The sequence below is a fragment of the Pseudomonas sp. P1_C12 genome (genome assembly GCF_056406435.1).
Genome location: NZ_JBFUAE010000002.1, coordinates 364,382 through 377,480 on the forward strand (window position 1 = coordinate 364,382; position 13,099 = coordinate 377,480).

The following is a 13,099-nucleotide window of genomic DNA, read 5'->3' on the forward strand; positions in this document are numbered from 1 at the left end:
GATGAAAATCGAATTACCGTTGAACATGCCTTGAATCCCTTATACCTTTTCGCCGGGCCTAACCGAGCATCTGCGCCCAGTTCACCGAAGCACTTTCGCCCAGGGCAAAGCCCTTGCCGCTCAAGGCCAGGTTGGCGTTATAGGCCTGGTCCTGGGCAAAGGCTGGCGCCCACTTGTGACGCAGCGCATCGAGGGCCTGCGGCGCCTGTGGCACTGCACCCGAATGAATGACCTGTACCAGCGGCGTCCACACGGTGAGGTAACCGGCCTGACCGGCCCGCAAGCACAGATCGACGTCGCTCAAGCCGTCGGCGAAGGTCACGCTGTCCAGACCGTCCAGGTCGTCGAACAACGCTTTATGCACCATCAGGCACACCTTCGACACCGCCGAGTAGTTCTGCTCCAGGGCCAACCGGTGCAGGTAACCTTCGGCGTCGTGTTTTTCCCCGACAAAGGCTGAGCCCACACCACCGTTCATGCCGAGAATCAGCCCGGCCTGGGTGACCTTGCCGTCGCGGTCGATCAACTTGGGACCGACCACGCCGACTTCCGGACGCTGGGCGTGATTGAGCAGCGACTCAAGCCAGTTCGGGTTGACCACTTCACTGTCGGCGGCCAACAGCACCAGGTACTCGCCCTGCGCCTGCTGGCTGGCCGTGTTGTACAACGCCGCGTCGCTAAGGGTCTGGTCGGCACGCAGCACGCTGACTTTCGGATGCTGGTAAGTACCCAGCCAATCGTTGACCTCGGCTGACTGATTGGGGTTGAGCGCGATCAGCACTTCGTACTGGATGTAGCGGGTACGCAGCAAGACCGCTTGCAGGCACTGTTGCAGGGCCGCCAGGTCATCCCCGGCCGGCAGGATGATCGACACCAGCGGGCGCTCGGTGTGGCGGTAGTCGATATGATAAGTGCCAGGCACCGTCGAAGTGACCTTGGCCTTGTAGCCACGATTGCCCAGGTGACGCAGCAACGCCAGGCGCTCATCGGCGTTTTCTTCCAGCACCGGTGCCTGGCTGATCAGCAACGGCTCGTCCAGGTGGGCCAGCCCGTTGAGGCCACCCTGCTCGATGATGCGCAGCAGCAGGTCGAATTCCAGGGCCTTGCTGAAGTCAGGCTGGTAGCCGCCGACTTCAATGAACACTTCCCGGCGGATCAGCCAGTGACGCGCCATCAAGGCCGGCAGGCTTTGCAGCAAGTCAAGATTGAAGCCAGGGCGGAACACGTCCACCAGTGCGCCTTCGGCGGTGCGCAGGATTTCGTCGGTGGCGACGGCGCGGCAGTCTGCGGCGGCCAGCAATTCCAGGCTGGCACGCAACAGGCCACCGGCAGTGAACTCGTCGCCGGCTTCAGCCAGCAGCAGCCAGTCGCACGTCGATTGACGAGCACTCTGGTTCAGTTTGTCGACGTAGTTGCTTTGCGTGACCCGGACAAAGTGCAGGGTGTTCTGCGCCGTGGTCGCCGCCGGTGCTTCACCGGTGGTGAAGACCACAATCCTGAACGCCTTGCTGTGACCTTCGAGCAGGCTGTCGAGAGAGACTTGCAGCTTGTCGATATCGTTATCCAGGTCCAGCAGGAAGATCCCGAACTGTGGACCACCGTCGTTGGCCGCCAGGTGTTGGGCGATCGACTCAGCCTCAAGTGCATCCGGCTGACGGGGCGCAAGCCACTTGAGCAAACGACCGGAGAGCATCTTGTCGAACGTCGCACCGTTGCCCTCGACCGACACCGCGTCAAGACGTGCAGCCCAGTCGTTCAGGGGCTGCGCCTCTTCTTCTTCGCCCAGCAGTTCCAGCTGAGCCACCAGACGCTTGACCACCGTGCGGTTGAACACATTACTGTCGTGGGCCTGCCACAAACGGTCGACCACACTTTCCGGCGTGTCATTGTTACGCGCCAGCATCAGGCTCTGCTGGCGGGTCCAGATACCCTCCAGGCCTGCCAACTGAACGCGACCGGCCGGCATGGCGTGCAACAGGAATTCGAACTGGGTCAACTGATCGAAAAACTGCTGATTGTAGAACGGCATTTCGACGTATTGCTTGGGGCCGAAACGGCGCTCCGGGCCTTTCTCGACGCTCGTCCAGGCGGACTCGATAATCAGCTCGGTGGTCAGTGCGCGACCGGTGCGCAAGCTATCGGCCAGGGCTTCAAAACTTTGCAGCGCGAACTGTTTGCCTTGCTCCGGGTTCTCGCCTTGAACTTGAGTCGGCAGCCCGAAGAGGAACGCGGCAAAGGCTTCACGCTCGGCGACCGTCTTGGCATCGGTATGAGCCAGCGTGTGGAAGATCTCGGTGTTGTGGTCCGAGTACCCGTAGTTCATCTCCCGCACGACATACGGGATCGGCAGAATCCGCGCCTTGCCCCGCGCCAGCATGTAATACGTGTGACCGATTTCCTGCCATTGGAAGGACGTATCCTGAGGCATCACCTGATACCAGTCACGTACCAGGTCGGTACGCTGTACGGCATAGAAAGGCGGCAGGTACTGGTGCATGTAATCCAGTACACGCTCCTCGGCATTCTCGGACGAATAGTCCTCGCAGACCTTCTTGTCACGCCGAAAGTAGCTGACGCTGTTGGGTTGCGACAGGTACATCATGCTGTAACCGTGGCACAGGCCGTAATCGGGATTGGCCTCCATGAATGCCACGGCGGCGCGCAGGGCGTCATGCACATGGAAGTCATCGTCGGCGGCGAACACCATGAACGGCGTGGTCACTTGCTCCACGCCAAAAGCCAGCTTGGCGCGAACGCCCCAGTAGCCAAACTGCGGGACATGCTGGTAATCCACATTTTCAAACTGCCCGGCCAGGCTTGGCTGGCCTTCGGTCGAAGAGTCCAGAACCAGAATCCTGCAAGGCAAGCCGCTGTAGAAACGTGCCGCCCGGCGCAAAAATGCCGGCCGCTCGTGAGACATCAGCACCACGGTCAACTGTTCGTTGAGTGCCAACCCGTGTTCAGAATTGTTCTTGCCTTGCATACCTTTCCCCACAACGGCGTATCGCCGAAAAAACCCAACGATGTCTTGTCGATTACCGCACGCGACGCAAATAGCCATCCGGCGCGACGGTGATCAGCAGCTTGCTGTGAATGGCCTGGTCGATTTCAAAGTCGCGGTTTTCTTCCAGGTAAGCCCATACCGCGGTTTTCGGGTTGTCGCCCTTGCCCCACGGGCGGTCCGGGAAGGCGTCTTCGGGCATGTCTTCCACCACGGTATCCATCACCACGCAGTAGCTGCCTACCGAGGTCATCGGCGCATAGGCCCGCAGTTCTTCAAGCACATGCTCGTGGGTGTGGTTGGAGTCCAGAACCACCAGCACTTTCTTGCCTTCGACGCGCTGGCGAACCTGTTCGACAATCGCCGGATCGATACTCGAACCCTGGATCATCCGGATCCGCTTGCTCATCGGGTGCGCTTCGATTGCCTCACGGTTGTGCTGGCGGATATCGATGTCGACGCCCAGCACTTCGCCGTGGCCGATCAGTTCCAGCATCGAGGCGTAAAACACCAGCGAGCCGCCGTGGGCGATACCGGTCTCGACGATGATGTCCGGCCGCAGCGCCCAGATGATTTCCTGCATGGCGACCATGTCCTGGGGGAACTGAATGATCGGGCGGCCCATCCAGCTGAAGTTGTAGGTGTACTTATGTCTGGCGGTCGTGCCAACCCAATCCAGCGACGTGGCTTGCAAGGCTTTGTCCTGTCGCAGGCCTTCGATGTTCTCTTTTACTTCTTCACGAAACTGCTCATGAGGATTCATTACAGACTCTCCGGAAATTAGTCGCGGTGGTTACTTGAAAACCCGACCGTCTTGAAAGGAAGCAGGATTGGTCTTGATGGTCCTGGCGGGGCTGCCCACCACAACCGCATAGTCTGGAACGTCTCTGGTCACCACGGCGCCCGCACCGATGGTGACCCAACGACCGATGCGCAATCGCGGCAGGATCGTGGCGTTGGTGCCGATAAAGGTGCCGTCACCGATCTCGACACAACCGGCAATGCAGACGCCCGGCGCCATGAACACCGAATGGCCGATCTGCCCTTCATGCCCGACCAGGCTGCCGGCGCTGATACTGGTGTTGTCACCCAGGCTGACTTGCGCCTGCATGATCACGCCCTCTTGCAGATACGTGCCGACGCCCATCGTAATCATCGTCAGATCGATGCCCGGGTGGATGAAGTTACCCAGGCTGCCACCGGCCTCGACGATCTCGCAGGTGGTCCGGTAACGCAGCGCCGTGCTGCCAGTGATCAAATTGACAAAGCGTGTGTCGGGGCCTTTCAGCTCGGCCACCTTGTCGGTGCCACCCACCACCGGCACGCCATGAAACAGCGTGCCTTGTTTCGCCGGATCGTTATCGAGAAAGGCGAATTGCACGTCCGGCTGGCTGCGTTGCAGGGTGAGGATCATCCGTACCGCTTCAGGATTGGCCGCCCCCAGCAGGTAAACCTTCATAGCCGGGTCCTTTTGAGTACCAGCGCGCGCAGCACCTCGATGACCCGGTGCTGATCGTCATCGGTCATGTCGTGGTAACTCGGCAGATTGATCGCGCGTTCCGGCAGCGCATGCGCCACGGGTGAGTCGGCCGTCAGTTCGCTGAACATCGGCAAGGACGACAGCGGCCAGAAGAACACCCGCGCGTCGATATCGGCGGCCTGGAAGGCGGCGCTCAACATGTCCCGCGTGATCCCCAGCTCGCGGTCAAAGACCACGGTAGGCATCCAGTAACCGTTGCGCGCGTGTTCCGGTTCAGGGTTCATGGACAAGCCCGGCAATGCAACCAGGACGCCGGCGTAGTTGGCGAAGATCGCACGCTTGCGCTCGATCAACTCGTCGATCCGCTCAACCTGCGCGCAACCGACGGCGGCTTGCAAGTTGCTCATCTTGTATTTGAAACCGAGGAAATCCGGCCAGAACTGTTTGCTGCTGCCGGCCACGCGGCCATGGTTGGACAGGGTCAGCACACGGTCATACAGAACCTTGTCCGACGTCACGAAGATGCCGCCTTCGCCGGTGGTCATGGTCTTGGTGCCATGAAAGGAAAACGCGCCGAACGCGCCCAGGGAACCGGCGGCCTGACCACGCCACTGCGAGCCAATCGCCTCGGCGGCGTCTTCGATGACCGGCAGGCCAAACTCGCGACCGATGGCCAGCAACGCATCCATGTCGCAGAGATTGCCGTAGAGGTGCACCGCCAGAATCGCTTTGGTTCGTGGGGTGATCGCCTGGCGAACCTGCTGCGGGTCGAGGCACCAGCTGTCGGCCAGTACGTCGACGAACACCGGCGTCGCGCCCAGATAGGTGATGGGCGCGGCCGAGGCGATCCAGTTGGTATCGGCGAGGATCACCTCATCGCCGGCACCGATGCCCAGCGCCGCCATGCCCATGTGCAGCGCGCCGGTGCAACTGGACGTGGCAATCGCGTACGTCGCACCCACGTGCTCGGCAAAGGACTTTTCGAAGCGCGTCAGGTACTCGTAGCAGCGCTCTCCCCAACCATGGCGGACGGCATCGAGTACGTAGTCAGCTTCCAGCTCACCGACACTGGGTTTGGTGTAATGAATTCGACTCATCGAATGATCAACTCGGGAATGGCAATGACAAAACGACCGTCCCATGCACGAATGCCGGCAAAGGCCTGGGTGATCTCATCCAGCAGGTTCCACGGCAGTACCAGCACGTAGTCCGGTTTTTCGATGTCGATCTGTGCCGGCGACACGATCGGAATGCGGCTGCCGGGCAGGTATTTGCCTTGCTTGTGCGGGTTGGCATCGGCCACCCAGGCCAGCAGGTCCGGCTTGACCCCGGCGTAGTTGAGCAGGGTGTTGCCCTTGGCGGCGGCGCCGTAGCCGACCACGCGTTTGCCATCGGCCCTGGCCTGCAACAGGAAGCGCAGCAGGTCATGCTTGATGCGCTCGGCGGCGGGCGCCAGGGTCGCGTAGAACCCAGGGGTTTTCACCCCGGCGACGAGTTCCGCCTGCAGTTGTTGCCGGACCGCCGGTTGCACTTCGCGACGCTCGCCATCCAGTCGCTGCACGAACACCCGCAACGAACCGCCATGGGTCGAGAGCTGGCTGACGTCAAACACTTGCAGGCCATTGCGCTCGCACAAGGTCTGCACAGCAGTCAGCGACAGGTAGGAATAATGCTCGTGATACAGCGTGTCGAACTGCTGGCCGGCCATCAGGGTCAGCAACTGCGGGAACTCGAAGGTCGCCACGCCCGTCGGTTTGAGCAGGGTCGCGAAACCGCCGAGAAAATCATTGATGTCCGGCACATGCGCCAGCACGTTGTTGGCAGCCATCAGGTCGGCGCCCCAGCCTTCGTTTTTCAACTGCGCGGCGGTGTCGCGACCGAAAAACAGTTCACGAATCTCCAGGCCTTTTTCCCGCGCCGCTTGCGCGGTGCTGCGGGTCGGCTCGACGCCCAGGCAAGGGATGCCGCGCCTGGCCACGTACTGCAACAGGTAACCGTCATTGGCCGCAACTTCCACCACACGGCTGTCGGCGCTCAGGCCGAAGCGCTCGACCATCTCGGCCACATAACGCTCGGCATGGGCCAGCCAGGTGCTGGAGAACGAACTGAAATAGGCGTACTCGGCATCGAACAGGCTGTCGGCGCTGGTGTAATCCTCGGTTTGCACCAGCCAGCATTGCTGGCACACGGCAACCTTCAGTGGCACCCATTGTTCGGCCTGCTCCAGCTGGTCGACACGCACATAAGCGTTGGACGGTGGCGAGGTGCCCAGGTCGATCAGCGGCAGGGTCAGCGCAGTGGCGCAACCACGGCAGTTCATAGACGCACTCCGGCAAAATGTTCATCGAGCGCCGGATGACTCGCATCGCGCACCGACAGATTATTGACAGGCAACGGCCAGGCAATCGCCAGCCGTGGATCGAGCACCGACAACCCGCCTTCGTGTTCCGGCGTGTAGTCGTTGCTGTGCAGGTAAAGCAGCTCGGCGTCGGCACTCAGGGTCTGGAAGCCGTGGGCGAACCCGGCCGGAATCAACAGACTGCGGCCATCGCCGGCACGCAAGTGTTCAGCGTGCCAGTGCAGGAAGGTCTCGGAGTCGGGACGCAGATCCACCGCGACATCCCAGACTTCACCGCGCAGGCAGGTGATCAATTTGGCTTCCGGCGCACGGGCATTCTGGTAATGCAGGCCACGCACGCTGCCGCGTTCGCGGGTGCAGGAGTGATTGATCTGGCGGATATGAAACGCCTGGCCAAATGCACTCAGGCTGCCTTCGCAAAACAACCGGGAAAAGTGCCCGCGCTCGTCCTCGAAGCGTTTGTGCTGCACGCAGAACAAACCGCTCAGCGGCAATGCCTTCAGCAGAAATTCACTCACAGCGCGCCTCGGTACAGGTTCAATTGCGCCAGGCTGATGGCGCGCATGTCATCGCCGTTCTGCCACGCCAGATGCCAATCCAGGGTCTGGGTCAGGCACTGCTGCAACGACCAGCGCGGTTGCCAGCCGAGCAATTGACGGGCGCGGCTGCTGTCCAGGCGCAGCAGGCCGGCCTCATGCAAATCGCTCGGTTCGATGCGCAGCCCGCGTGCCTGCGGCCAGCGGCTGGCAAGCAGTTCGACCACTTCACCGACGCTGCACATGTCCGCTTCGCCGGGACCGAAATTCCACGCCCCGGCGAATTGCGGGCCTTGCTCAAACAGGCCGGCTGCCAGTTGCAGATAGCCAGCCAGCGGTTCCAGTGCGTGCTGCCACGGGCGCACGGCTTGCGGGTAACGCAAGGTCACCGGCTCGTCCGCCGACCAGGCCTTGAGTACATCGGGAATCAACCGCTCCGGGGCGAAATCGCCACCACCGAGTACGTTGCCGGCACGGGCCGTGGCCAACGCCAGACCATGCTCGGCGTGCTTTTGCGGCGCAAAGAACGAGGCGGCATAGGATTGCGCCAGCAATTCGCAGCAAGCCTTGCTGCTGCTGTAGGGATCGTGACCGCCCAACGCTTCGTTTTCGCGGTACGGCCACAGCCATTCCTGATTGGCGTAGACCTTGTCGGTGGTCACCAGCACACAAGCACGCACGCCGCCGACCTGGCGGATCGCTTCGAGCAGGTTGAGCGTCCCCATGACGTTGCTGGAGTACGTGCCCAACGGGTCGCGATAACCTTCGCGCACCAGCGGCTGTGCCGCCAGGTGCAGGACGATTTCCGGCCGGGTCTCGGCGATCAGTTCCAGCAAAGCGCCCAGGTCACGCAAGTCGCCGCGCTGATCATTGATGCCTTCGTGAACGCGGGCCAGTTCGAACAGGCTCGGCTCGGTGGACGGATCGAGGGAAAACCCGCTGACTTCGGCACCCAGGCTTTGCAGCCACAACGTCAGCCAACTGCCCTTGAAACCGGTGTGGCCGGTGACCAGCACCCGCTTGCCGCGCCAGAATTGCGGGCTCAGTCCCATTGCTTCCATGGGGCCTCCCCGCTCTGCCACAACGCCTCGAGGTGGTTTTTGTCACGCAGGGTGTCCATCGGTTGCCAGAAACCGTCGTGCTGGAACGCCATGAGTTCGCCGCGCTCGGCCAGACCATCCAGCGGCCCGGACTCCCACGAGGTCTCGTCGCCGTCGATCAACGGCAGCACCTTGGGCGACAGGACGAAGAACCCGCCATTGATCCAGCCACCATCGCCGCGAGGTTTTTCAGTGAAGCCCAGGACCTTGTCGCCATCGCGATTGAGCGCGCCGTAGCGGCCGGGTGGTTGTACTGCGGTGACGGTCGCCAGTTTTCCGTGCTGGAGATGGAAATCCACCAACGCGCCAATGTTGAGGTCCGACACGCCGTCGCCGTAGGTAAAGCAGAACGCCTGTTCGTCTTCGAGGTAGCGTCGGGCGCGGCGCAAACGGCCGCCGGTCATGGTCTCTTCGCCGGTGTCGATCAGCGTGACGCGCCATGGCTCGCTGTAGTTCTGGTGAACATCCATGCGGTTGTTGCACATGTCGAACGTGACGTCGGAGGTGTGCAGAAAGTAGTTGGCGAAAAAGTCCTTGATCGCATAGCCCTTGTAGCCAAGGCAAATCACGAAATCGTGGATCCCGTGAGCGGAGTACTGTTTCATGATGTGCCAGAGAATTGGCTTGCCGCCGACCTCGATCATTGGCTTGGGCTTGAGGTGCGACTCTTCGCTGATCCGCGTACCCAGGCCACCCGCCAAAATAACTGCCTTCATCCCTTCCCCTCTTGTTCGTCACAGGGCTCAGCCAAGCTGTATCAAGCTTTTGCGGGCCATCCGGGTTAAACCTGCCGCCGTTCAGGGCACGTCCGGGCTCACCGGAAGTGCTCGTTTTATGGCGATATAAGGGGGACTTGCAGGAAACGCGCCAGCTCTTTCAATCCGCTACCGGGCAATGCTTGGCGGGCATCTTCAACGCTGATTGCAAAGTCTGGCGGCAAAAAAAAGGCAGGCGACTCAACGTCGCCTGCCTGGTCGGGATCGATGCGCGAACGGTCAGTCCGCCAGCCAGCCATTTTCCCAGTAACGCAAATTGTCGCCGCGCAGCACGTAGTCACGCAGCACGATCTCGCGCAACTCATCGCCCATGCGATAGCTGGCATCCGGATCGTCCAGATGCATGCGGATCGCTTGCAGCCATTCATCCGTGGAGTTGGTCTTGATCCGGGTGCACGGCAGGTAGCCGCGATAGGCTTCGGTGTCGGTGCAAATCACCGGGTAACCGCAAGCGCCATACTCCAGCAGGCGCAGGTTGCTCTTGCAGTCGTTGAAGATGTGGAACTCCAGCGGCGCCAACGCCAGATCCAGGTTCAGGCTGGCCAGTTTCGCCGGATAGACATCCAGCCCGATTACCCCGTGGAACTCATGCATGTACGGGCGCAGATCGTCCGGGCACATGCCGAAGAAGACCCAGTCGACTTCATTGGCCAGTTCGCGAACCACATCGGCGATCACTGCCAGGTCACCGTGGTGGCTGGTGCCGCCGCCCCAGCCGACCCGGGGCTTTTTCGAGGTTCTGCGCTGACTGCGCAGGTCGGTCCACAAGTGCGACGCCAACATGTTGGGCACCACGCGAATGTCCTGATGCATGTCCGACAGCGCGTTACCCAGCGGCTCGGTGGAGACCACCACGCGATCGCACATGCCGATGGCGCGCCGCACCAGTTTTTCCATTTCATCCTTGCCCGGCATATTGCGGATATGCGCATTGCGGTGCGGGACGTTGATCACGAAGTCATCCAGCTCATAGATACGCCGCGCACCGGAGTATTTTTGCAGGCTCGGGATTTCGTTGATCGGACCTTCGGAATAGCGCCCCTGCAGGATGATCACGTCAGGCGAATGGCGCTCGACTTCGATGATGGTCGGCAGGTTGTAATGAATGCGCCCGTGCGCCCTGCCGGCGGCCTCCAGCTCGATCAACGGTTGCGTGACCCGGTAATGGCCGATGGCAGACGCATTGACCGGCAACGCGAGAATCTTCGGCAGCTGCGCCCTGGAAAACGGGCTCCAACCGGATCGCAAGCCGGGCTCGAGACTGAAGCTTGCCCCGCCCAATCCCTGCAACGCCAGGTTGGTGTTGTAGGCCGGATCACGGGCCACGATCGGCAGCCAGCGCTTATAGAAAACTTCCTGCTCCTGCTCGCTTCGAGCCTGGTCACCCTCTCGCGCAACCACCGCCGGCTGCGCGCCCAACGCCAGTTGCGCGTGAGGCGTCCAGACCACCAGATAACCTTCCTGGCCAACCCGCAAACACAGATCCACCTCATTGAGGGACTGCGCCAGGCCCTGCTCGTCCAGGCCGCCGACCGCGTCAAAGACCGCCTTGCGCACCATCAGGCAATCGCCGCCGACGGCACTGAAATTGTGAGCGACCTGCAAGCGGTACATGTACCCCGCCGCCTGCAGCGACTCACCATGGAACGGCACGCCAGCCGGCCCTTGCAACCCGAGTATCAGGCCGGCATGCAGCACGCGGCCATCGGGGTTGAACAGCTTGGCGCCTACCACGCCGACTTCCGGACGTTGCGCATGATTGAGCAGCTCGCCCAGCCATTCACCTTGGGTTATCACCGTGTAGGGGTTGAGCATCAGCACGTACTCGCCAGCGGCCTGCTGCGCGGCGAAATTACGCGCCGCCGCATTACCCTGCAACTCGCAGCGCAGTACCCGGATCCGCTCGCTGCCCAATTGCGCCATGCCGGCGAACCAGTCGAACGCCTCGACGCTCTCGCTGCCGTTGTCCACCAACAGCAACTCGTATTCGCCGTAGGCGGTTTTCTCCAGCAGACTCTCGACACAACGTTGCAATGCCAGGGTCTGGTCCTTGCTGACGATCACGATCGACACCAGCGGCCGATCAGCATGCTGATAGTCGACTCGATTGAGCAGCGCCGAACTGCCCTCACGAATGTCGTGGGCGACACCCAGGCGCTGCAAGTGCGCCTCGAGTAACCGCGGATTGGTGTCCATCACTTGCGGCAGCGACAGCCATTTGGCCAGGTCGAACGCCGACTCCAGCAACACCTCTGAAATGTGCCCGACCACATGCGTGCCAGCACTCTCGACCATTCGCCACAACATATCGTGTGGCGCCAGTTCGCCGTACACCGAATCGAACCCGCCCAGCGCCAGGAACTGTTCGCGCTCGAATGCCAGCGCTCGCCCCACGTAGGGATAGCTGCGCATCAGGTCCAGGTTGAAGTCCGGCTTGAATGCAGGCTCGGCCGACTCACCCTGATGCAGCCCACCTTCGTCGCTGTACAGGCAGGTCAGCGAGCGCGACAGCGCAATGCGTTCAGCCATGACCAGCAAGGCCGGCGCCACCAGACGATCACCGGCACGCAGCAGATAGAACCAGCCAGTGCCTTCCAGTTGTGGTAACAGGGCGTTGATCTGCTGCTGCCAATCGTCCTGCAGCGGCAAGCGGAACACACGCTCATCCAGCGCGGCCTCAGTGCAGGATGCCGACAGCACCAGTGTCAGTTCAGGGGCGTAATCCTGATCCTCCAGCGATTGCAGGGTGAGTTCCAGCGCCGAACGGCTGCCTTGCTCATCGATGATGACCGGAACGATTTTGGGTCGGGTTGGCCAAGCCTCCAATGTATCCGCCAGCAACTCGCGCTGACCGTCGGTGAGCGTGCGGCACGCCAGCCACTGGGCATACAGTTGCGCGAAACTGACACTGGCGATGCCGACATGCCAATCCTGGGTGGTCTGCTTGGTGCCCAGGGTCCGGCTCAGCGGCAACTCTTCCCAAACCCGCGGTGACTCGTCCACTTTGGTCAGTGGCACATAGCGCACCCAACCCTGGGCCGGCGCAGATTCGCCGCCACGGGCCTTGAGCATCTGCGACAGCCATTGCCGCTCGGTTTCGGCCGCGTCTTTCATCGACTGCTGGCCGCTCAGACGCTCGGGGTACAGGCGCTCGACGCCGAGCACATGATTGGACACCGCCAGATTGCCGCGCCGCATCAGGCAGACGTACAAGGCAAAATCGAGGGTCGCGACGAAACAATGGCCGGGCTGCGTCAGTGCCGGGAACAGTTCGAGCACGTCAGCCCGCCGGAACATCGCGTTGCTGAAGCCACCGAGAATGTTGACCGGGAAGTTTTCGAAGATCGCCAGCAGGTCCTCGCCCTTGAACACTCCGCCCACCGGGGAAAGCGGAGTGTTTTCCAGGCGCGACGGCAGCGGCATGTCGTCGGCATCCCAGAGCAGACGCTGGGCCACGACCAGATTGACGTCAGCACAGTCGATCAGCACCTGGGCCTGACGCTCGATGCAGGCCGAGAACAACTGATCGTCATCACACAGAAACTTGATGTACTCGCCTTGCGCCACTTCCAGGCAGGCTTGCAGATTACCCACCAGCCCCAGGGTTCGCGGATTTCGCACATAACGTACGGTCGCGCCCTGCTCGACCACCGAAGCCACGATCTCTTCGATCTCATGCCCGCGACTGTCATCGCAAACGATGATCTCCAGGTTGCCGTAGCTCTGGTTCACAGCCGTGTGCAAGGCACGACCGAAAAAGCGTGGATTGAAGGCGGGAATGACCAGGCTGACAAGCGGAAGTGAATTCACGGCGGGCTCACAGGCGGCGCGAGCCCGCCCTGAAAAG

The 13,099-nt window shown here is 61.6% G+C and carries 9 protein-coding genes; all 9 read right to left on the reverse strand.

Annotated features, from left to right (window positions below; genetic code table 11):
- Positions 1-58 precede the first annotated feature (58 nt).
- The 9 genes from AC1D19_RS04695 to AC1D19_RS04735 all read right to left on the reverse strand — a co-directional run bounded on the left by AC1D19_RS04695 (position 59) and on the right by AC1D19_RS04735 (position 13,062).
- Positions 59-2,983, reverse strand: a complete 2,925-nt coding sequence (locus AC1D19_RS04695; protein ID WP_477762530.1) for a glycosyltransferase family 2 protein — start codon at positions 2,981-2,983, stop codon at positions 59-61.
- Positions 2,984-3,035: 52 nt separating this feature from the next.
- Positions 3,036-3,764, reverse strand: coding sequence for a cephalosporin hydroxylase family protein (locus AC1D19_RS04700; RefSeq protein WP_477762531.1), 729 nt, complete (start codon positions 3,762-3,764; stop codon positions 3,036-3,038).
- A gap of 30 nt (positions 3,765-3,794) precedes the next feature.
- On the reverse strand, positions 3,795-4,460 hold the full coding sequence (locus tag AC1D19_RS04705) for an acetyltransferase (protein WP_477762532.1): 666 nt from the start codon (positions 4,458-4,460) through the stop codon (positions 3,795-3,797).
- Positions 4,457-5,578 carry a DegT/DnrJ/EryC1/StrS family aminotransferase gene (locus tag AC1D19_RS04710; protein WP_477762533.1) on the reverse strand — a complete coding sequence of 374 codons (1,122 nt, stop codon included), beginning with the start codon at positions 5,576-5,578 and terminating at the stop codon, positions 4,457-4,459. Before AC1D19_RS04710 ends, AC1D19_RS04705 begins: the two co-directional genes overlap by 4 nt.
- Positions 5,575-6,801: a methyltransferase domain-containing protein gene (locus AC1D19_RS04715; RefSeq protein WP_477762534.1), complete on the reverse strand. Its 1,227-nt coding sequence runs from the start codon at positions 6,799-6,801 to the stop codon at positions 5,575-5,577. Before AC1D19_RS04715 ends, AC1D19_RS04710 begins: the two co-directional genes overlap by 4 nt.
- Positions 6,798-7,358: a dTDP-4-dehydrorhamnose 3,5-epimerase family protein gene (locus AC1D19_RS04720; protein ID WP_477762535.1), complete on the reverse strand. Its 561-nt coding sequence runs from the start codon at positions 7,356-7,358 to the stop codon at positions 6,798-6,800. Before AC1D19_RS04720 ends, AC1D19_RS04715 begins: the two co-directional genes overlap by 4 nt.
- Complete coding sequence (gene rfbG / locus AC1D19_RS04725; RefSeq protein ID WP_477762536.1) at positions 7,355-8,437, reverse strand: CDP-glucose 4,6-dehydratase; 1,083 nt, start codon at positions 8,435-8,437, stop codon at positions 7,355-7,357. Before rfbG ends, AC1D19_RS04720 begins: the two co-directional genes overlap by 4 nt.
- The gene (gene rfbF, locus AC1D19_RS04730) at positions 8,419-9,192 is read right to left on the reverse strand and encodes a glucose-1-phosphate cytidylyltransferase (RefSeq protein ID WP_477762537.1); all 774 of its coding nucleotides are present in this window, start codon (positions 9,190-9,192) and stop codon (positions 8,419-8,421) included. Before rfbF ends, rfbG begins: the two co-directional genes overlap by 19 nt.
- A 279-nt stretch (positions 9,193-9,471) precedes the next feature.
- Positions 9,472-13,062: a glycosyltransferase gene (locus tag AC1D19_RS04735; RefSeq protein ID WP_477762538.1), complete on the reverse strand. Its 3,591-nt coding sequence runs from the start codon at positions 13,060-13,062 to the stop codon at positions 9,472-9,474.
- Positions 13,063-13,099 lie beyond the last annotated feature (37 nt).